This window comes from Streptomyces sp. NPDC054866 (assembly GCF_053610745.1).
Genome location: NZ_JBSGZA010000003.1, coordinates 891,623 through 912,010, shown reverse-complemented (window position 1 = coordinate 912,010; position 20,388 = coordinate 891,623). Strand labels below are relative to the sequence as shown.

Sequence of the window (20,388 nt, the reverse complement as noted above, 5' to 3'; positions counted from 1 at the left end):
CTCAGACCTCGTACGGCTGGACGATGATGAAGTTGCCGGGAGCGCCCCGGAACTGGAGGTTCACGCTCTCCCCCGTGGAGCCCGCGTACGCGTTGCTGCGCAGCCGCACCTGGCTGGAGACGATCGCCTGGGACGCCGCCGACCAGGCGACGACGGCGTGGCAGTCGGCGAACGTCGTCGGCGTGACGGGCAGGACGACGGGCACACCGTGTGTCTTGACGATGACCGTGCCAGTGCCCTGGAACTGCATCACGAACAGCGCGCCGCCGGGGATGCCGTGGCCCTCGATCCTGCGCACCTCGTGCTGGAGGGACTCGTCGAACGCGAGGACGTTCTCCGCGGAGACGCAGATCGCGTCCCCCTGGAGCTCGATGGGGTGCAGGTAGGTGGCTGCCTCGGCGAGGAAGACCTGGCCCCGGCCGGAGCAGCGCATCAACTGCATCTCCTGGCCGGTGGAGTTGCCCACGACGCGGCCCGCGAAGCCCGCGCCCTTGTAGCTGAATTCGACCTTGCCCTGGTAGAGCACCATGCTGCCCTGCCGGGCGAGCACGGCCTGCTCGCTGATGCCGAGGTCGACGCGGATCAGCTTCTCGTTCTGCTGCGTCCAGCGCTGCCCGGTGGGGGCCTCGCGGTACGCGGCGAGAGCCGCTGCCACGCCGCCGGGCTGCGGAGCGCCCTGGGGAGCTCCGGCTCCGTACGGGGACGGGGCGGCGGGCTGGCCGGGGAACTGGCCGGGGGGCTGCTGGCCGTAGCCGGGCGGCATCGGGGCGCTCGGCTGCTGGCCGTAACCGGGCGGCGGGGGCGCCGACTGGCCGGGGACCTGGCCGAACTGCGGCTGCTGCGGCGGCTGCTGGCCTGGCTGTCCCGGCTGGCCGTACGGCGTGGGGGCCGGCGGGGGCGGGACCGTGCCGCCCTGCGGCTGGTTCATCGGCGCCACGATGGTCTGCGCGGCGTGCACCGAGGGGTCCACCGGGGCCGGGGCGGGCGGCGGAGTGACACCCTGCGGCGGCGCGAAATTCTGGGCCGGAGCAGGGGCGGGCGCGGGGGCCGGAGCGGGCGCCGGTGCCGGGGTTTGGGCGGGTGCAGCGGGGGCGCCGAAGGCGGGCGGTGCGGCGGCCTGGCCGGGCGGTGCGAAGGCCGGGGCGCCGGTGGCCTGCGGTGCCTGCGGCGCGGGCTCCTCCTCGGCGACCTCGCCACCGAAGTTCTTCAGGAGCGCGTCGAGGCCTCCGTCGAAGCCCTGGCCGATCGCGGCGAACCGCCAGACGTCCTTCATGTAGAAGTCGCCCAGCATCACGGCACGCTCCGTGGAGAACTCCGCGCCGTTGAAGGAGTAGCGGGCCACTTCCTCGCCGCCCGCGACGATCCGGATGTACCCGGGGGCGACCTGCGACATCTGTCCCGCGCCGTCGATGGTCGCCGTGAAGGACAGCTTCTGGATCTTCGCCGGGATGCGGTCGAGCGTGACCCGGAAGGACTCCGTGTCGCCGGCCTGCGCGCCGAGGAGCTGGATGGACTCCTCGGGAGACTTCGGCTGGTTGAAGAAGATGAAGTAACTGTCGTCCGACAGGCGCTCGTCCGCGTCCAGGCCGAAGCAGCTGATGTCGAAGCTCAGTCCGGGGGCGGAGATCTGCACGCCTACGTACAGATCGGTCCCCGCGGTGAGGTCACTGATCTTGGCCTTGTGGCCGCGTTGGAATTCCCTGGCCATACGTAACGACCGTCCCCCATCCCGAATGTAAATGCGTCGCGCCAGGCTAACCGCAAACTCGGACAGCGGACCAAGCCGGTACAGACCCGGTACACAACCCGCGCACCCGGCGGAAGTTCACTCGTCGCGGGCGGCCGGCAGATGGGGCAGCCGGTCGGCCGCGACCACACCTTCGAGGTACCCACGAGCCCGCTCCGTACGGGGATACGCCTCGAGGAGCTGCCAGAAATTGGGCCCGTGACCGGGGACGAGGAGATGCGCGAGCTCGTGGACGAGGACGTAGTCGACGACGTACTCGGGCATGCCCTGCAACCGGTGCGAAAGGCGGATGCTGCCTTCCGACGGGGTGCACGAACCCCACCGGGTGTTCTGGTTCGTGACCCAGCGAACGGACGTGGGTCTGGCGCGACCGCCGAAGTACTGCTCGGAGAGACGCTCGGCGCGCTCGGCGAGTTCCGCGTCGCCCAGGACCCGCTTGCTCTCCTGGGCCGCGAGCTTGTCGAGCATGACGTTGACCCAGCGCTGTTCCTCGGCCTCGGACATGCGGGCGGGGATGAGCACGACGGTGCGATCGCCCTCTCGGTACGCGGAGACCGTTCTGCGGCGGCGGGCGCTCCGTCTGACCTCGACCGCGCTCGTCCGCGGGCCGGGTGACGGCGGGCTGGTCGTGCTGCGCTGTGGGTTTCCGGCGCGGTGCAGTGGGTCGGCGGGCACGCCCCGACGTTACCCGCTGGACGTGGGGGAAGTCCCGCCTCCGGGACGGTTCGGCGGGGTATCGCTCCCCGTGCGATCGATTAGTACGACGAATACCCCCTGCCTGTGGACAACGCTCGGCGACTGTCCGGCGGGGCGGGCATTCTGGCTGTCGACCGGTGATGCGGACGGGGACAGCGCCGGCGAAAACACGGGGAACCACGGGGGACGAAGACCATGCATCCGATCTTGAAACCGGCGCTGCGGCGCGGCTGGCGCGATCTGAACACCATCCAGTTCGGCGTGGCGCCCGCGCATGCCCTGGTGCTCGGCCCTGTCGACACGGCGACGGGCAGCTTTCTCCAGCTCCTGGACGGGACACGCGGGCTGCCGCTCCTGCGCGACGAGGGCAAGCGGATGGGCCTGCCCGACGATCACGTGGACAAGCTCGTGCGGCGACTGTCCAGAGCCGGGCTCATCGACGACGCGACGGGAGGGGGCGCGGCAGCCGACGCCTTGCGCAAACGGACGTCGGCCATGGACCGGCTGCGCCCGGATCTGGCCTCCCTGTCGGTCGTGACTCCCGAACCGGGCGACGGGATGAGAAAGCTGGCGGCGCGTCGCGCGATGCGGGTGCAGGTCCGCGGAGCGGGCCGGGTGGGGGCGGTGGTGGCCTCGGTCCTGTCCGGGGCGGGCGTGGGGCAGGTCGACGTGATGGAGGGGGGCGTCGTCGAACCCTGGGATGTGGCGCCGGGTGGCCTGCCCGCCGACGCGGTGGGGCATCGCAGGGACACGGCGGCGCGGAAGGTCGTGCGGCGGTCGGCTCCGGACCGGCCGGACCGCCGGGGCCGGAAGGAGACTCAGGCGCCGGGCGAAGGGGAGCCGGGTCTCTCCCTCGTGATCATCGCCCCGCGGGACGGGCTCGACGTCCACGCACCCGATCCGCTCACCGCTGAGCCGCTCGTCTCGTCGGGGACGCCTCATCTCTATGCGGGTGTGATCGAGGGAACGGGAGTGGTCGGGCCGCTCGTCCTGCCGGGGACGACAGCCTGCGCGGGGTGTCTGGCGCTGGATCGCGCGGACCGTGATCCGACCTGGCCGCGCATGCTGGCGCAGTGGCGTTCGGGACGCGCGCGCCATGTGCACGCATGCGACCTGGCACTGTCGACCACGGTCGCAGGCCTTGCCGCGGCGCATGCCCTGGCCTTTCTGGACGGGGCGGCACCGGCGAGCGCCGGGGTTCGCTGGGAGGCGTCCGTGCCCGGATTCGACTGGCACGCACGGCCGGTGCCACCGCATCTCACGTGCCCGTGCGGGGCGGGTGTGGTGGATAAGGGGGAACACCTCGCCAGGGACACAGAGCCGCACGACACAATGGCCGGGTAACCGCCTGCGAGGGCGTGGCTGTCTGGGACTTGGAGGGGCGCATGTCTGATCTTCCCCGGAAGGCGGTAACCCGTACCGCCAAACTGGCCGCGCTGCCACTCGGCTTCGCCGGGCGGGCGACCTGGGGGCTCGGCAAGCGGATCGGGGGCAAGTCGGCGGAGATCGTCGGCCGTGAGCTGCAACAGCGCACGGCGGAGCAGCTGTTCAAGGTGCTCGGCGAGCTCAAGGGCGGGGCCATGAAGTTCGGCCAGGCTCTGTCGGTCTTCGAGTCGGCGCTGCCTGAGGAGGTCGCGGGGCCGTATCGCGCCGCGCTGACGAAGCTGCAGGAAGCGGCGCCGCCGATGCCGACGCGCACCGTGCACGCCGTGCTCGCTGAGCGGCTGGGTGAGGACTGGCGCGAGCTGTTCCTGGAGTTCGAGGACAAGCCGGCCGCCGCCGCCTCGATAGGCCAGGTCCACCGGGCGGTGTGGAAGGACGGGCGCGAGGTCGCGGTCAAGGTGCAGTATCCGGGGGCGGGCGAGGCGCTGCTCTCCGACCTGAACCAACTCAGCAGGTTCGCCCGGCTCCTGGGGCCGCTGATCCCGGGCATGGACATCAAGCCCCTCATCGCGGAGCTGCGCGACCGGGTCTCCGAGGAGCTCGACTACAGCCTGGAGGCCCAGGCTCAGCGGGCGCACGCCGAGGAGTTCGCGGACGATCCGGATGTCGTGGTGCCCGATGTGGTGCATCAGTGCGAGCAGGTCCTGGTGACCGAGTGGATCGACGGGATTCCGCTCTCGGACGTGATCGCGGACGGCACGCAGGAGCAGCGGGACCGGGCGGGACAGCTCCTCGCCCGTTTCCTCTTCTCGGGTCCGGCGCGCACCGGCCTGCTGCACGCCGATCCGCATCCGGGCAACTTCCGTCTGCTGCCCGACGAGAAGGACGGCTGGCGGCTCGGGGTCCTCGACTTCGGCACGGTGGACCGGCTGCCCGGGGGGCTCCCCCCGACCATCGGCCGCTCCCTGCGGATGACGCTCGACGGCGAGGCCGACGCGGTCTACGCGATGTTGCGCGAGGAGGACTTCGTCCAGGATTCCGTGGAGCTCGAACCGGACGCGGTGCTCGACTATCTGCTGCCGATCATCGAACCGATGCTGGTGGAGGAGTTCACCTTCACCCGCGGCTGGATGCGCGGCCAGGCGGCGCGGGTGGCCGATCCCCGGTCCCCCGCCTATCAGTTGGGCAAGCGGCTGAACCTCCCGCCGTCGTATCTGCTGATCCACCGTGTGACGTTGAGCACGATCGGGGTGCTCTGTCAGCTCGGGGCTACGGTGCGGATGCGGGAAGAGCTCGAGGAGTGGCTGCCGGGCTTCCTGGAGGAGGAGCCGGAGGATGAGGCGGACCTCACCACCGGGTAGGCGGTAGGCCTCACCACGGGGTAGGCCTCACCACCAGGTGGAGTCGAGGCGTCCCTCGATGGCCCTGAGGTTCTCGCGGGCGCAGGAGTCGCAGAAGTAGCGACGGACGCCGTTCTCCACGGAGCAGGTCCAGGTGGGTGGCGCGCCTTCGGCGATCTTGCCGCAGCAGTGACACACGAGGTTCTCGGCATTCTCGATGCCCGCGGGCTGAGGAGTCTGCTGGTCCACCCGGCGACCATATCGCCGCTCCCGGAGGTTCGCCCGGCACAACGCACCGCGGGGGCCGGTCCGTTCGGACCGGCCCCCGCGGGCATCGTGGTGAAGCTCAGTCAGCGTGTCGGCCGGCTCGTCACTGCATGACGGCGATGGCGAGCGCGCGCCTGGCGCGCAGCGACGCGCGCTCGGCGCGGCGCTGCATCCGGCGGGCCGCTATCAGGCGGGCGGCCGGGCGCTGGGCCTCGGCCTCACGCATGCGTTCGTGCATATGCGCACGAGCCAAGGCTTCTGGGATGAGTTGCATCTCGCGGGTCCTGTTCTGGCGCGAGTCGTTCGCGCCGGTGGTGGTGAAGTCTGGGGTTGCGGAGCGCGCGGGCTCGGCGGTGGCTGCCTTCATCGGGGCCTGCTTCTTGGGGTCGTGCGTCAGGGGGCGATCGATCGTTCCGGTGATGCTCATGCCGCAACCGGGTTCTTGCGCGGACGGCCACGCGGCCGCTTGCGGGCAACGACGACACCCTGGACGAAGAGCTCGCCGCCCCAGACGCCCCACGGCTCACGCCGCTCCTTGGCGCCGGCGAGGCAGGCCTCCATCAGCGGGCAGGTACGGCAGAGGGACTTGGCGTACTCGACGTCGGCGGGCGACTCGGCGAAGAAGACCTCAGGGTCGTAGGCACGGCAGGGAACGGGTACGCCGAGGTTCTCGATGGCGTCGTCGAGCGCGGTGAGCGCGGTCAGGGGAGTCAAGGTCGGGTCCTCCGTGGGAGCGGGCGGGGGGAGAGTCTCTGAAGGCGGTACGGACGGGGCGTGCGCTTCGAGTTGCACGGTGGTGTTTTCCTCGTCTGGTCGTGCCGGCCTGGGTCGGCCGGTTGGCGGCTGGTACCGGGTCTTGCTCGGCCCCTTCGCTCCGTCATCCCGTTTTGGGGAAAACAGAAGGGCCGCGGATCCCGGGTGGGGTTCCGCGGCCCTGAAGGCGCCGGTCTGATCGAGGATCAGACTGGATCACTCCAGGGTTCGAGCCCACGGAAGGCCCACATCGTGTGGTGCTGCTGCGTCTGGTGCTGCGTCGTCTGCTTCTTGGATCCGGCACCGGCTGCGGCAAAGGCATAGGCCTGCGCCTGTGCCGTCGCTACTGCTTCCGGTGCCTTGGTCGCTCGCTCGCTGCCTTCATTGACCTCACGCATCGGAAGCACGTTGAGAGCGGTGCTGGCGGCGCGCGGGAACAGAGGCAGGACAGAGGACTCCGGACGGATGGCGGCGGCAGCGATGCCACCGGACAGACCGGTGCCCAGGTTCGAGAAGCCGAGCAGGCAGGAAGCGACGACCGAGCGATCGGTCATTTTCGCGGTGCTGATGAAGCTCTCGTTGATGCTGATCACTGGAATCGCCTCCTCTCGGCGTCTATGGGATCGGCCGGAACCGATCCTGCGGGCGGACTATTAAGTACAGCACGAGGCCAGGGCTTCGGAGAAGCCGCCGTTCCCGTGCTTAAGAACCTATGGGTCTTCCTTGCGCATGCGCAAACTATTTTTTCGACGAGTTTGAATCAGTTGCCATCGGCGCCCCTTACACGCTCCTCACCTGCACAAATAGCGAGGACATCAGATCCGAAGCGGTTGAGCTTGCGCACGCCGACGCCCGGGATCCGGGCCAGCTCGCCCTCTTCGTCGGGTGCGGCCTCCGCGATGGCGATCAAGGTCTTGTCCGTGAACACGCAGTACGCGGGCTGTCCAAGGAGCTCCGCCTGGCCCGAGCGCCACTCCCGCAGTCGTTCGTAGAGCCCTTCGTCCATGTCGGACGGGCAGTCCTCGCACCGCATGAGCTTCATCTCGCCCGCGTCGGTCAGGGTCCGCCCGCAGACCCGGCACCGGGCCGGGGACCTGCTCGTCCTCCGGCGGCTCCTGGCGCCGCCGCTCTCCTCGCCGCCGCTGCCGCGCTCGACGCCGCCGGGTCCGCCGCCCGCGGCGCGCGCTCCGGTGCCCGCCCCCGAGCCCGGCCGCAGCCCGTCCAGGAAGCGGCTGGGCCGGCGTCCCGCGCGACCGCCCGGCGAACGCGACAGTGCCCAGGAGAGGGAGAGGTGCACACGGGCCCGGGTGACGCCCACGTACAAGAGGCGGCGCTCTTCCTCCACCTGCTCGTCGGTCTTGGCGTACGTGATCGGCATCATGCCCTCGGCGAGGCCGACCAGGAAGACGGCGTCCCACTCCAGGCCCTTGGCTGCGTGCAGCGAGGCGAGGGTGACGCCCTCGACGGTCGGCGCGTGCTGGGCGCTCGCGCGCTCGTCGAGCTCCCCCACGAGGTCGGAGAGCGTCGCGTCCGGCTTGGCCCGCTCGAAGTCCTCCGCGAGGCGCACCAGGGCCGCCAGGGACTCCCAGCGGTCGCGGGCCGCGCCGGAGCCGGCCGGGGGCTGTGTCGTCCAGCCCTTCGTAGAAAGGACGGCCCGCACCTGCGAGGGGAGGTCGACGACGTCGTCGAGCAGGGAGTCGTTACCCCCGAAGCGTGCCGCGCCGCGCAGCGCGGCGCCCGCCTCCCTGACCTCGGTGCGCTCGAAGAACCGCTCGGCGCCCCGCAGCTGATAGGGCACTCCGGCGTCGGCGAGGGCCTGTTCGTAGATCTCGGACTGGGAGTTCGTGCGGAACAGGACCGCGATCTCGCTCGCCGGTACGCCGTCGGCGATGAGGGCACGGATGCGGCGGGCGGCGCCTTCGGCCTCGGCGGGCTCGTCCGCGTACTCCGTATAGACCGGTTCGGCCCCGGCGTCGCGCTGGGAGATCAGTTCGAGGCGGTGGTCCGCGGCGCGGCCGCGGGCCTGGGAGAGCAGGCCGTTGGCGAGGTGGACGACCTGGGGTGTGGAGCGGTAGTCCCTGACGAGCTTGACGACCGTCGCCCCGGGGTGGCGGGTGCGGAAGTTCAGCAGGTGGTCGGGGGTCGCGCCGGTGAAGGAGTAGATCGTCTGGCTGGCGTCGCCGACGACGCAGAGGCTGTCGCGGTCGCCGAGCCACAGCTCCAGGAGGCGCTGCTGGAGCGGGCTGACGTCCTGATATTCGTCGACCACGAAGTGCTGGTACTGGGCGCGGACCTGGTCGGCGATGTCGTGGCGATCCTGGAGGATGCCGACGGCCAGGAGCAGGACGTCTTCGAAGTCGATGACGGAGCGGTCGCGCTTGAGGTCTTCATACGCACCGTAGATCTGGGCGATCTCCGCCGCGTCCCGGGGGATGAGGCGGCCCGACTTCGCGGCGGCGGCCGCATAGTCGGCGGGGACGGTCTGGGTGACCTTGGACCACTCGATCTCGCTCGTCACGTCGCGCAGTTCATTGCGGTCGAGGCGGATGCGCGATGCGGCCGCCGCGTCGGCGACGAGCTTGATCTTGCGGTCGACGATCCGGGGCAGCTGGCCGCCGACCGCTTTCGGCCAGAAGAACTGGAGCTGGCGCAGGGCCGCGGAGTGGAACGTGCGCGCCTGGACCCCGGAGGCGCCGAGCTGGCGCAGACGGCCGCGCATCTCGCCCGCCGCGCGGTTGGTGAACGTGACGGCGAGCACGCTGGCGGGCTGGAGGATCCCTGCGCGCACGCCATAGGCGATCCGGTGCGTGATCGCCCGTGTCTTGCCCGTGCCCGCGCCTGCCAGGACGCACACCGGCCCGTGCAGGGCGGTGGCCACCTCGCGCTGCTCGGGGTCGAGCCCGGCGAGCACCGCGTCGGCAGAGTCCGGGACCTGCGGGAAGAGGGTGGAGTGCGTTGCTGCTGTCACCCCGCCATGCTGCCAGGTCGCCGGAGGCGCGTGAGCCGGTTGTCCACAGGGAGGCCGGTGCGGTCGTACTAATGCGGGAATGGTGGCCGGGTCACGTACGTTCAGGTCATTGCGATGACGCACCCCGAGCTACAAAGGAGCGCGAGACACATGCCGGGCACTGTGACGATGTACAGCACCACGTGGTGCGGCTACTGCCGCCGGCTCAAGGGCCAGATGGACCGCGAGGGCATCACGTACAACGAGATCAACATTGAGCACGACCCGGACTCCGCGGCCTTCGTCGAGAAGGCGAACGGCGGAAACCAGACGGTTCCCACCGTTCTCTTCCCTGACGGCTCGACGCTGACGAACCCGTCGCTGGCCCAGGTGAAGCAGAAGCTGGCCGCCTGAGCGGCCGGGCCTGACCTGACGTCAGGCCCCTAGCCGACGGTGCCCGGCTTCGGCAGGGGCTTGCCGTACCAGAGCTCGATCAGTCGGGCCGCAATCGAGATCCCGTAGGGAGGCAGGACCTCCCCGGACTCGAATGCGGCCCGCAGGTCTTCCCGGGAGAACCATCGGGCCTCGGAGATCTCCTCGCCGTCCACGTTGATCTCCGACGACGTGGCCGCGGCCATGAAGCCCAGCATCAGGCTGGAGGGGAACGGCCAGGGCTGGCTCGCGACGTATTCGACGTCGCCGATCATGACACCGGCCTCCTCCCACACCTCGCGCCGCACCGACGTCTCGATGGACTCGCCCGGCTCCACGAAGCCCGCGAGCGTCGAGAAGCGGCCCTCGGGCCAGTGCACCTGGCGGCCGAGGAGCGCGCGGTCCTGGTCGTCCGTCACGAGCATGATCACGGCCGGATCCGTACGCGGGTAGTGCTCGGCGCCGCACGCCTGGCAGCGGCGGATGTGGCCGGCCGCCGCGATGACCGTGCGCTCGCCGCAGCGCGAGCAGAAGCGGTGCAGGCGCTGCCAGTTCTCCAGGGCGACGGCGTGGACCATCAGGCCCGCGTCGCGGGGCGACAGGAGGAGGCCCGCCTCGCGCAGGCCCGCGGGGCGCGCCTGCTGGTCCATGCGGCCGGGCAGGGAGTCCTTCTGCAGCGCGAAGTAGCTGACGCCGTCGTCGTCCGTGCCCAGGAAGTAGCGGTGGGCCTCGGTGAGGGGCGCCTCGAAGGACGGGGTCATCACCAGTTCGGTGCTGCCGTCCGGTGTCTCGTCGATGAGCACCTGTCCGCCGGAGACCACGAAGACCCGTGTCGTGGGGTGGCTCCAGGCGGCGGCGAGCCAGGCCTCGTCGAGGCGGTGGTGGGCCGCGCGATCGATGCCGCTCGGCGCGGTGAGCGAGACGGGACGGTCAGCGGTGCGGTCGGTCCAGGTGGTCACAGGTGCTTCCAACTCCCCCGATGGAATGGGTGGTTCAGCAAGGTCGACAAGGCGGGTCTCAGTGTGCATCGCGCCAGTGCTCGGCGAGATCGCCCCACAGGTAGGCCGTCGTCTCGACTCCCTTGAGGAGCAGATCGAGTTCGACCTTCTCGTTCGGCGCGTGCCAGCCGTCTGACGGCACGGAGATGCCCAGGAAGAGCACGGGGGCGGCGAGCACGTCCTGGAGGTCGGCCGCCGGTCCCGAACCGCCCTCTCGGGTGAAGCGGATCGGCTGCTCGAAGGCCTGACCCATCGCCCGTACGACGGACTGCAGGGCGGGGTGGTCGAGCGGCGTCAGGCACGGGCGCGTGGCGGCGCCGAAGGTGATCGTGTGGCTGATCCCGGCCGGCAGCTGGTCGGCGACCCAGGTGCGTACGGCCTCCTCTACGCGGTCCGGGTCCTGGCCCGCGACGAGCCGGAAGGAGAGCTTCAGGAAGGCTGACGAGGGGACGATCGTCTTGCCGCCCGGTCCTTGATAGCCGCCTCCGATGCCGTTGACCTCGGCGGTGGGGCGGGCCCAGATGCGCTCCAGGGTGGTGTGGCCCGCTTCTCCGTACGTCGCGTGCGACTTGGCCGTACGCAGCCAGCGCTCCTCGTCGAAGGGCAGCTCGGCGAAGAGGTCGCGCTCGCGGTCGGTGAGTTCGGTGATGCCTTCGTAGAAGCCCGGTACGGCCACGCGCGCGTGCTCGTCGTGCAGCGCGGCGACGAGACGGGCGGCAGCGGTCGCCGGGTTCGGGACGGCGCCGCCGAAGGAGCCCGAGTGGATGTCCTGGTCGGGACCGCGCAGCTCGATCTCGCAGTCGGCGAGGCCGCGCATGCCGGTGCAGACCGTGGGGGTGTCCTCCGCCCACATCCCGGTGTCCGAGACGATCACCGCGTCGGCCGCTATGCGCTCGCTGTGCTCCTCGATCAGCGCGCGGAAGTGCGGGGACCCCGACTCCTCCTCGCCCTCGATCAGGAGCTTCAGGTTCACCGCGGGGGCGGTGCGGCCGGTGGCGGCGAGGTGGGCGCGGACGCCGAGTGTGTGGAAGAACACCTGGCCCTTGTCGTCGGCGGCACCGCGCGCGTAGAGGCGGTTGCCCTGGACGACGGGCTCGAAGGGGTCCGTGTGCCAGCCGTCCTCGCGGGCCGCGGGCTGCACGTCGTGATGGCCGTAGACGAGGACCGTGGGGGCCTCGGGGTCCCCGGAGTGCCACTCGGCGAAGACGGCGGGAGCGCCCGCCGTCTCCCAGACCTCGACGGTCGGGAAGCCGGTCTCCTTGAGCTGGGCCGCGAGCCAGTCCGCGCTGCGCCGCACGTCCGGTGCGTGGTCGGGCTGTGCCGACACTGACGGGATGCGCAGCCACTCGGCGAGATCGTCGAGGAAGGCGGCACGGTGGGTCTGGATGTACGTACGGACGGCGCTGACGCCACTGACGTCACTGTCAACGGACTGGCTCATGGTCACGAGCCTAGCCGCCCCCGGGAGCCGATCCGTCCGGTGGTTCGTCACCCGACTGCCCGCCCGGTTCCTCGAGCAGGATCCGCTCCAGTTCGGCCCGGCCCGGCAGGTGCGCGGGGCGGGAGGTCTCGCCGCTGCGGACGTACAGGAACGCCGCTTTCACGGACTCCGGTGGCACGTCGTGCAGCTCGGCCCAGGCCAGGCGGTAGACGGCGAGCTGGAGGGGGTCGGCGGTGCGGGTGCGGCTGGTCTTCCAGTCGACGATCTCGTACGTCACGTCGTCGCCGTCGACCTCCTTGTAGACGGCGTCGATCCGGCCGCGGACGACTCGGCCCGCGAGCGTCAGCTGGAAGGGCACCTCGACGCGGTGCGGAGTGCGGTGGGCGTACTCGGTGCGCTCGAAGGCTTCCTTCAGTGCGTCCAGGTCGCGTTCGTCGGCGATCTCGGCCTCTCCGGGGGCGCCGCCCGGCAGGTCGTCGGGGGCGAGCAGCGGGAGGCGCAGTTCCTCGAAGCGGGTCTCCACCCAGGCGTGGAAGCGGGTGCCGCGCCGGGCCGCGGGCTGCGGCGGGCGGGGCATGGGGCGCGCGAGCTCCTGCGCGAAGCCCTCCGGGTCGGCTGCAAGGCGCAGTACTTCGGATGCGGTGAGGGAGGCGGGGACGGGGATGTCCCTGATCGCCTCGCGGGCGCGCAGGAGTTCGCCGGTGAGGGCGTCCAGGTCACGGTCCCAGGAGGCGAGCGTGCGGGCTTCCTCCGGGGTGAGACGGGTCTCCTCCGGGGTGGGGTGGGTCTCCTCCGGGTGGGGGGTCGCCTGGTGCGGGATCGTCGGGCGGGCCGATGTCCAGGAGTCCCAGTCCTCGGGGGCGGCCTCGGGCAACCCGGCTTCTCCGTAGGGCGGTTCTTCGTCCTCCGGAGGGGGCGGCCAGTCTGGGTCCTCGGCCGGGGGCACGTCGTCGTACGCCGACGGGTGGGGCTCTTCGTGCGAGCGGGCGTCGTCCGGTGTGTCCGGTGGCCCCTCCCCCGTCAGGCGGTCCAGCTGAGTGAGGACCGTCCGCGCGGCGGCCCGGCGGCGGGCCAGGGCCGTGTCGTCCAGCGGGAGCGGCCACGCGTGCTCGGCGGCGGCCTCCGCCAGGGCGGGGTTCTCCTCGCCCTCCTCCGGTTCGTCCGCCCAGGCCTCGATCTCCCCGTGACCCACCGCGCAGTGGTCGTACAGCGCCCGGAGGAAGTCCGAGGGGCCGCGCGGCTTCTTCTGTGAAGGGCCCCACCAGTGGCCGGAGCCCAGGAGCAGCGAGCGGGGGCGGGTGAACGTCACATAGCCGAGGCGGAGCTCCTCCGTGCGCTGGTGCTCCTTCATGTCCTCGTGGAACGCCTTCATGGACCGGGAGTCCCACGCCTCGATGTCGGGCAGGGTCGCCGCGTCGCCGCGCAGGGCGTGCGGGACGACCTTGCCCTGGGCCGTCCACTTCTCGCGGCCCTGGGTGCTGGGGAACGTCCCGGTGACCAGGCCGGGGACGGCGACGACGTCCCACTCCAGGCCCTTCGACTTGTGGGCGGTGAGCACCTTGACCGTGTTCTCGCCGCCGGGCAGGGCGTTGTCCAGGCCCTTCTCGTACTGCGCGGCCGTCCTCAGGAAGGCGAGGAAGGCCAGCAGGCTCGCCCCGCTGTCGTTCGCGGCGAAGGACGCGGCGACGTCCAGGAAGTTCGACAGCGTCTCGCGGCGACGGGCCGCGAGGGCGTGCGGTGACGCGGAAAGTTCGACTTCAAGGCCCGTGACGGCGAGCACCCGGTGCAGCACGTCCATCAGCGGGTCGGCGAGCGAGCGGCGCAGATCGCGCAGTTCGGCCGCGAGGCGCGCGAACCGCACCCTTGCCTCCGGCGAGAAGGGCAGCCCGTCGTCCTCCGTGTCCTCCTCCAGCGGCGTCTCCAGGAACGTGTCGAGCGCGTCCGCGAGCGATATCACCTCGGCGGGGTCGACCCCCTCGACCGCTTCGGCCAGACGCCGGTCCGGATCGTCGTCCGGGGCCGCGTGCCCATGCCGTACGAGAAGGCGTGCGCGGCGGCCCAGGAGGGCGAGGTCGCGCGGGCCGATGCGCCAGCGCGGGCCGGTCAACAGGCGCACCAGGGAGGCGTTCGCACCCGGGTCCTGGAGCACCTCGCAGACGGCGACCAGGTCGGCGACTTCCGGGAGGTGCAGAAGCCCGGAGAGGCCGACGACCTCCACAGGGACGTCGCGGGCGACGAGGGCGCCCTGGATCTGCGCGAAGTCCGTCGCCGTGCGGCACAGGACCGCGATCTCGCCGGGGGCCTTTCCGGTGCGCACGAGGTGCGCGATGGAGTCGGCCATCCAGTCGATCTCCTCGGCGTGCGTGCGCAGCAGGGCGCAGCGGACCATGCCGTCGCGCTCGGCGCCGGGCGCGGGCCGCAGGGCCTCCACGCCCGCGTGCATCGCGCGCAGCGGCTCCGCGAGGCCGTTCGCGAGGTCCAGGAGGCGGCCGCCGCTGCGGCGGTTCTCGCTGAGCGACTGGCGGGCGGCGGGGCGTCCGTCGGCGTGCGCGAAGTGCTCGGGGAAGTCGTCCAGGTTCGCCACGGAGGCGCCGCGCCAGCCGTAGATCGCCTGGCAGGGGTCACCGACCGCCGTCACGGGGTGGCCCGTGCCGCCTCCGAAGAGGCCCGCCAGGAGGATGCGCTGGGCCACCGAGGTGTCCTGATACTCGTCGAGCAGGACGACGCGGAACTCCTCGCGCAGGATCTCGCCGACCTCCGCGCGGGTGCGGGCGAGCGTCGCTGAGAGGGCGATCTGGTCGCCGAAGTCGAGGAGGTCGCGGGAGCGCTTCGCTTCCCTGTAGCGGCCGACGAGCTCGGCCAGTTCGAGCCGGGCCGCCGCCGTCTCCGGCACCTTGCGCAGGTCGGCGTTGGAGAGCTTCGCGCCCTCCAGGGTGTGCAGCAGCTCGGTGTCGTACGCGCGGAGCCTGTCGGGCCGTACGAGGTGTTCCGCGAGCTCGCTGTCGAGCGCGAGGAGGTCGCTGACGAGGTCGGGGAAGGAACGGGTCAGCGCGGGATACGGGCCCGGCGCCTCGCGCAGCACGCGTGCGGCGAGCTGGAAGCGGGTGGCGTCGGCGAGCAGCCTGGCGGTGGGTTCGAGCCCTATCCGCAGGCCGTGGTCGGTCAGGAGGCGGCCCGCGAAGGCGTGGTACGTGGAGATGACCGGCTCGCCCGGAGCGTGGTCCGGGTCGAGCGCTTCGGGGTCCGTGACCCCGGCCTTGATGAGCGCCTGGCGGACCCGCTCGGCGAGTTCACCCGCCGCCTTGTTCGTGAACGTCAGGCCGAGGACCTGCTCGGGAGCCACCTGCCCGGTGCCGACCAGCCACACCACGCGGGCCGCCATCACCGTCGTCTTGCCCGACCCGGCTCCGGCCACGATCACCTGCGGGGCGGGCGGCGCGGTGATGCAGGCCGTCTGCTCCGGGGTGAACGGGATGCCGAGGAGCTCTTTGAGCTGCTCGGGGTCGGTGATACGAGGTGGCACGTGAGAGAGGCTAGCGGCGGCCACTGACAATCGGGGCGTCTCCGGCTGCCAGTGGCCACCGCCGCGAGCGACGGTCGGGCCGTCAGGAGCCCATGAGGTCCTTCAGGTCGTCCTGCTCGACGACCTGGTCGGCCGGCGGAGCCTTGACGACGACGGGCTTGCCGTAGTCAGTGAAGGTCAGCTCGACGGGGTCTTTGCCGCCCTTTTTGTCGATCTGCAGGAAGTACGGCTTGCCCTCCAGAGCGACGTGGTACGTGAGGGTCTGGCCGCCGTCCTTCTTGGTGAGGACGGCCGTCTTCTTGCCGTCGACCTCGGCGTCCTTCTCGCGCTTCAGGCCCTTGAGCTCCTTGGACTCGAACATCTGGTCCCGGTCGCAGGTCTTGTTCGTCTGGCCGTCCGGCGACTTCATCCAGCGGCCCTTGAGCTTGTCGCCGAGGGCGGAGCTGCCCGTGCTCTTCCAGAACTTGTCGTCGCCCTTGAAGTACGAGGACTTACCCGAGACGAGGATCTCGCCCGTGCCGGTGGTCGGGGAGCCGGTCTTTCCCTGGCAGTCGCCGGACTTGGCGACGGCGAAGTCCACCTGCATCGGCTTGCCCTGCTGCTCGCCCTTGCCGGAGACCTTGAAGGAACCCGCGCCCTTGGAGGCGTCGATGGCCTTCTTGGCGATCTTGTCGGCACTCATCCCCTTGAACGGGTCGTTGCCGTCGTCCTTGCTGCAGCCCGTGACGCCGACGACTGCGGCGGCGCAGACGACTGCCGCGGCCAGGAGCTTCCGGTTGGCTGCCATGTGTGTTTCTCCTCAAAAGACGTTGAGCTTTGCGGCGACTTTAGATGGCCTGTGCGGCTGCTATGAACGCGAGCGGCGAGAGGTGACGTTGGCCACTGGCGCCGCCCCGGGTGTCACTCCACGACCTGCCGGCCCTCCGGCTTGGCGCTGCATGAGGCGCGGAAGGCGCAGTGCGTGCAGTGCTGGCCCGTCGTGGGCGAGAAGCGCTCGTCGAGGACCTTGCCCGCCGCAGTGGCGAGCAGGTCGCCCACCCACTCCCCGGCGAGCGGCTCCTGGGCCTGCACCTTGGGGAGGGCCTCGCCGCCGTCCTTCTTGGCGGCACCCTGACGCAGCTGCACCAGCTCCGCGCCGCCCGCCTCCGGACGTACGCCTTCGAAGGCGTCGTCGACCGCGCCCTCGCGGAGGGCGAGTTGGTAGACGGCGAGCTGCGGGTGGCGCGCCACTTCGGCGGCGGTGGGCGTCTGCTTGCCCGTCTTGAAGTCGACTACGTAGGCGCGCCCTTGCGCGTCCTGCTCGACACGGTCCATGGAGCCGCGCACGCGTACTTCGTAGGGCCCCGCTTCGAGGGTCACGTCGAAGTCGTGCTCGCTGCTGACGGGGGTGCGGGTCGCGCGGTCCATCACATGCCACTGGAGGAAGCGTTCGAGCGCCACGCGCGCGTGCTCCTTCTCCTGCGTCGACTTCCAGGGGGCGTCGAAGGCCAGCGCGTCCCAGACCGAGTCGAGGCGCTCCATGAGGACGGCGAGGTCGGCAGGTGTCCTGCCGGACGCGACCTCGTCGGCCAGGACGTGCACCACATTGCCGAAACCCTGGGCGGCGGTCGCCGGGGCGTCCGCCTTCACCTCGCGGCCCAGGAACCACTGCAGGGAACAGGTGTTGGCGAGCTGGTCCAGGGCGCTTCCGGAGAGGACGACGGGCTTGTCGCGGTCCCTCAGAGGGACCTCGCTCGCCGTCGGCTCGTACATGCCCCACCAGCGGTACGGGTGCGCGGACGGCACGAGCGGGCGCCCGTCTGCGTCGCTCAGCGCGGCGAGCCGGGCCAGGCGGTGGGCGGCGGCCTCGCGCAGCGGCTCCGACACCCGGGGGTCGACGGTGGTGGAGCGCAGTTCGGCGACGAGCGCGGAGACGGAGAGGGGGCGGCGTGGGCGGCCCGTTATGTCCTTGGGTTCGACGCCGAGTTCGGTGAGGAAGCGGGAGGGCTGGTCGCCGTCGTCCGCGGGCGCCTTGACGGCGGTGACGACGAGGCGTTCACGCGCGCGCGTGGCGGCCACGTAGAACAACCGGCGTTCTTCGGAGAGGAGCGCTCCGGGGGTGAGGGGCTCAGCGAGGCCGTCGCTTCCGATGCGGTCGGCCTCCAGGAGGGAGCCGCGGCGGCGCAGGTCGGGCCAGAGGCCCTCCTGGACACCCGCGATCACCACGAGCCGCCACTCGAGGCCCTTGGAACGGTGCGCCGTCATCAGGCGTACGGCGTCCGGGCGCACCGCCCTGCGCGTGAGGGTGTCCGCGGCGATGTCCTGCGCCTCGGTCTCCTCCAGGAAGTTGAGGGCGCCGCGCCCTCCGGTGCGCTCCTCGGCGCGGGAGGCGTACGCGAACAGGGCGCAGACCGCGTCGAGATCGCGGTCCGCGTTACGCCCGGCGGCGCCTCCGCGGCGCGCGGTCCGCTCCAGGCGGCGTGGCCACGGTGTGCCGTCCCACAGCTCCCAGAGCACCTCCTCGGCGGTGCCGCCGCCCGCGAGCCGCTCACGGGCCTTGCGCAGCAGCGCACCGAGCCGCTGGGCACCTCGCGCGTACGCGGGATCATGCGCGACGAGCCGCTCCGGCTCGGCCAGCGCACGGGCAAGGAGCTCATCGGAGGGCGGCGGCAGATGGTTCCCCGCGGCACGCTCCTCCGCACGAAGGGCCCGCCCGAGCCGCCGGAGATCGGCGGCGTCCATGCCGGCGAGGGGGGACGTGAGGAGGGTGAGCGCGGTCTCGGTGTCGAGCCAGGCGGTGGGGGCGACGGCTTCGGGCTCGGGTACGGGGTCGGAGTCGGATAGGGGGCCGGCCACAACTCCCGCGTCGGGCTCCGGCGCCGGGCCGAGGCCGGACGCGGACTCGGACACGGGCTCGGAGACGGGGTCACGCCCAGCTTCAGGCTCGGGCACCTGATGAGCCGCGGGTTCGGGCTCGGCATCGACATCGACCGCGAGCCGCCCGGCCTCGGACTTGACCACGCCCCCGGCCTCGAACACGGGATCACGCCCGGCTTCAGGCTCGGGCACCTGATGAGCCGCGGGTTCGGACTCGGACTCGGACTCGGCATGGGCACCGCCATCGGCACCGGCACCGGCACCGGCACCGGCACCGGCACCGGCCGCGACCTGCCCGGCCTCAGACACGGGATCACGCCCAGCTTCAGACTCGGGCACCTGATGAGCCGCGAGTTCGGATTCGGACTCGGCATCGGCCCCGGACTCGGCACCAGCACCGGCACCAGCCGCGAGCCGCCCAGCCTCGGGGCCGTCCACGACCCCGCCCTCGGACTCGGCCACGCCCCCAGCCTCGGACTCGACCTCCACCCCAACCTCGGACTCCACCCCACCAGCCGACAGCTCGGACACCACCGCCGTCGCCACCGCCCGCAGCGCCGTCAGCAAAGGTGTGACCGCCGGCTCGTGGCGGAGGGCGATGTCGTCGCCGTCGATGTCCAGGGGGACGCCGGCCGCGGTGAGGCTGCGGCGGACCGCGGGGATCGTGTGGGCGCCCGCGCGGACCAGGACCGCCATCTCGCCCCAGGGGACGCCGTCCTCCAGGTGCGCGCGGCGCAGGATGTCCGCGATGTTGTCGAGCTCGGCGCCGGAAGTGGGGTACGTGTAGGTCTCCACACGGCCGCCGTCCCTGACCGCCGCCAGCTCCCGGTGGGCCCGTACCTTCTCCGCGGGCAGCCTGGTCAGCGGCATGCGGCGGGTGAGCAGGCGCGTGGCGGCCAGCAGACCGGCTCCCGACCTGCGGGACGTCGTCAGGACCTCGACCGGCGCCGGGGTGCCGTCCGCGCGCGGGAAGCGGTGGGGGAACTCCAGGATGCCGTTCACGTCGGCGCCCCGGAAGGTGTAGATCGACTGGTCCGGGTCGCCGAAAGCGACGAGGGAGCGCCCGCCCCCGGCCAGCGCGTGCAGCAGCCGTACCTGCGCCGGATCCGTGTCCTGGTACTCGTCCACGAACACGGCGTCGTACTGCGCGCCGAGCGCCCGTGCGACCTCGGGACGCCGCGCGAGCAGCACCGCGCGGTGCACCAGTTCCGCGTAGTCGAGCACTCCTTGCATGTCGAGTACGTCCAGGTACTCCGCGAGGAACGCCGCCGCCGCGCCCCAGTCCGGGCGCCCCGCGCGGCGGGCGAAGGCGTCCAGGGCGTCGGGTCCGAGGCCCAGCTCACGGCTCCGGGCGAGCACCGCGCGCACCTCGTCGGCGAAGCCCCGTGTCGTCAGGCAGGCGCGCAGCTCGTCCGGCCAGCGGACGTGGGAGCGTCCCTCGCCCGCCAGGTCGATCTGGCCCGCGAGGAGCTCCCGTACGGCCACGTCCTGCTCGGGACCGGAGAGGAGGCGGAGGGGCTCGACGAACAGGTCCGCGTCCTGGTGGGCGCGGATGAGGGCGTAACAGAAGGAGTGGAAGGTCGTCGCCTGCGGGGCGTTGGCCGCTCCTATGCGCAGCGCCATGCGGTCACGCAGTTCCACCGCGGCCTTGCGGCTGAAGGTGAGGACCAGGACCCGCTCCGGCTCCGTGCCCTTCGCGATCCGCGCGGCGACGGATTCCACGAGCGTCGTCGTCTTGCCCGTGCCGGGCCCCGCCAGGACGAGCAGCGGCCCCCCGGCGTGGTCAACCACCGCGCGCTGCCGTGCGTCAAGACGAGGGGGATCCACACGGACCGGCGGTGTACGCACCAGTCGATAGGCGCCCTGGGACCCCTGTCGCACCTGCTGGTGCGACGGGTGCCGGGTGTGCCGGGCGGAAGAAGTGGAGCTCACGTGGGTCGCCGGTCCTGGTGGGTGTACGTGGTGAAAATCAGCTGCGCGATGGCTGCGGGGTGAGAGAAATGCG

General features: G+C 71.6%; 15 protein-coding genes. 3 read left to right on the top strand and 12 right to left on the bottom strand.

From position 1 onward, the window contains the following. Position 1 precedes the first annotated feature (1 nt). Both ACWGI2_RS19510 and ACWGI2_RS19505 read right to left on the bottom strand, forming a co-directional pair. A complete protein-coding gene (locus ACWGI2_RS19510; protein ID WP_453696516.1) occupies positions 2 to 1,708 on the bottom strand; it encodes a TerD family protein in 1,707 nt (568 codons plus the stop codon). A gap of 117 nt (positions 1,709 to 1,825) precedes the next feature. After that, complete coding sequence (locus tag ACWGI2_RS19505) at positions 1,826 to 2,422, bottom strand: M48 metallopeptidase family protein (RefSeq protein WP_453397824.1); 597 nt, start codon at positions 2,420 to 2,422, stop codon at positions 1,826 to 1,828. A 216-nt stretch (positions 2,423 to 2,638) separates the two neighbouring features. On the opposite strand from ACWGI2_RS19505, the gene ACWGI2_RS19500 reads away from it, so the two are divergent. Beyond that, on the top strand, positions 2,639 to 3,787 hold the full coding sequence (locus ACWGI2_RS19500; protein ID WP_453397823.1) for a ThiF family adenylyltransferase: 1,149 nt from the start codon (positions 2,639 to 2,641) through the stop codon (positions 3,785 to 3,787). Between the two features lie 41 nt (positions 3,788 to 3,828). Further along, the gene (locus ACWGI2_RS19495; protein WP_453696514.1) at positions 3,829 to 5,187 is read left to right on the top strand and encodes an ABC1 kinase family protein; all 1,359 of its coding nucleotides are present in this window, start codon (positions 3,829 to 3,831) and stop codon (positions 5,185 to 5,187) included. A gap of 27 nt (positions 5,188 to 5,214) precedes the next feature. Here ACWGI2_RS19495 and ACWGI2_RS19490 read toward each other — a convergent pair whose 3' ends face one another. The 5 genes from ACWGI2_RS19490 to ACWGI2_RS19470 all read right to left on the bottom strand — a co-directional run bounded on the left by ACWGI2_RS19490 (position 5,215) and on the right by ACWGI2_RS19470 (position 9,259). Beyond that, positions 5,215 to 5,415, bottom strand: coding sequence for a hypothetical protein (locus ACWGI2_RS19490; RefSeq protein WP_453696512.1), 201 nt, complete (start codon positions 5,413 to 5,415; stop codon positions 5,215 to 5,217). A gap of 121 nt (positions 5,416 to 5,536) precedes the next feature. Further along, positions 5,537 to 5,860 (bottom strand): hypothetical protein, encoded by a 324-nt coding sequence (locus ACWGI2_RS19485; RefSeq protein ID WP_453696511.1) that lies wholly within the window; start codon positions 5,858 to 5,860, stop codon positions 5,537 to 5,539. Then, positions 5,857 to 6,225, bottom strand: a complete 369-nt coding sequence (locus ACWGI2_RS19480; protein WP_160507109.1) for a WhiB family transcriptional regulator — start codon at positions 6,223 to 6,225, stop codon at positions 5,857 to 5,859. The genes ACWGI2_RS19485 and ACWGI2_RS19480 overlap by 4 nt, the downstream gene beginning before the upstream one ends. A gap of 167 nt (positions 6,226 to 6,392) precedes the next feature. Beyond that, entirely contained in the window at positions 6,393 to 6,779 is a 387-nt protein-coding gene (locus tag ACWGI2_RS19475) for a hypothetical protein (RefSeq protein WP_160507108.1), read from the bottom strand. A 167-nt stretch (positions 6,780 to 6,946) separates the two neighbouring features. Beyond that, positions 6,947 to 9,259 (bottom strand): ATP-dependent DNA helicase UvrD2, encoded by a 2,313-nt coding sequence (locus ACWGI2_RS19470; protein WP_453696776.1) that lies wholly within the window; start codon positions 9,257 to 9,259, stop codon positions 6,947 to 6,949. Positions 9,260 to 9,304: 45 nt separating this feature from the next. On the opposite strand from ACWGI2_RS19470, the gene ACWGI2_RS19465 reads away from it, so the two are divergent. Then, complete coding sequence (locus ACWGI2_RS19465; protein WP_160507106.1) at positions 9,305 to 9,547, top strand: mycoredoxin; 243 nt, start codon at positions 9,305 to 9,307, stop codon at positions 9,545 to 9,547. Between the two features lie 29 nt (positions 9,548 to 9,576). On the opposite strand, the gene nudC is transcribed toward ACWGI2_RS19465, so the two are convergent. The 5 genes from nudC to ACWGI2_RS19440 all read right to left on the bottom strand — a co-directional run bounded on the left by nudC (position 9,577) and on the right by ACWGI2_RS19440 (position 20,210). Next, positions 9,577 to 10,524, bottom strand: coding sequence for an NAD(+) diphosphatase (gene nudC, locus ACWGI2_RS19460; RefSeq protein ID WP_453397819.1), 948 nt, complete (start codon positions 10,522 to 10,524; stop codon positions 9,577 to 9,579). Positions 10,525 to 10,582: 58 nt separating this feature from the next. Then, the gene (locus tag ACWGI2_RS19455) at positions 10,583 to 12,004 is read right to left on the bottom strand and encodes a dipeptidase (RefSeq protein ID WP_453696509.1); all 1,422 of its coding nucleotides are present in this window, start codon (positions 12,002 to 12,004) and stop codon (positions 10,583 to 10,585) included. Positions 12,005 to 12,014: 10 nt separating this feature from the next. After that, a complete protein-coding gene (locus tag ACWGI2_RS19450; RefSeq protein WP_453696508.1) occupies positions 12,015 to 15,527 on the bottom strand; it encodes a UvrD-helicase domain-containing protein in 3,513 nt (1,170 codons plus the stop codon). Between the two features lie 82 nt (positions 15,528 to 15,609). After that, complete coding sequence (locus ACWGI2_RS19445; protein WP_453696507.1) at positions 15,610 to 16,314, bottom strand: hypothetical protein; 705 nt, start codon at positions 16,312 to 16,314, stop codon at positions 15,610 to 15,612. A gap of 113 nt (positions 16,315 to 16,427) precedes the next feature. Further along, on the bottom strand, positions 16,428 to 20,210 hold the full coding sequence (locus ACWGI2_RS19440) for a UvrD-helicase domain-containing protein (RefSeq protein ID WP_453696774.1): 3,783 nt from the start codon (positions 20,208 to 20,210) through the stop codon (positions 16,428 to 16,430). Between the last annotated feature and the right edge of the window lie 178 nt (positions 20,211 to 20,388).

Bases quoted from the DNA above. Each gene is read 5' to 3' on its own strand.
- ACWGI2_RS19510 (WP_453696516.1), bottom strand. From the start codon at position 1,708: ATGGCCAGGGAATTCCAACGCGGCCACAAGGCCAAGATCAGTGACCTC.
- ACWGI2_RS19500 (WP_453397823.1), top strand. From the start codon at position 2,639: ATGCATCCGATCTTGAAACCGGCGCTGCGGCGCGGCTGGCGCGATCTG.
- ACWGI2_RS19495 (WP_453696514.1), top strand. From the start codon at position 3,829: ATGTCTGATCTTCCCCGGAAGGCGGTAACCCGTACCGCCAAACTGGCC.
- ACWGI2_RS19485 (WP_453696511.1), bottom strand. From the start codon at position 5,860: ATGAGCATCACCGGAACGATCGATCGCCCCCTGACGCACGACCCCAAG.
- ACWGI2_RS19465 (WP_160507106.1), top strand. From the start codon at position 9,305: ATGCCGGGCACTGTGACGATGTACAGCACCACGTGGTGCGGCTACTGC.
- ACWGI2_RS19455 (WP_453696509.1), bottom strand. From the start codon at position 12,004: ATGAGCCAGTCCGTTGACAGTGACGTCAGTGGCGTCAGCGCCGTCCGT.
- ACWGI2_RS19445 (WP_453696507.1), bottom strand. From the start codon at position 16,314: ATGGCAGCCAACCGGAAGCTCCTGGCCGCGGCAGTCGTCTGCGCCGCC.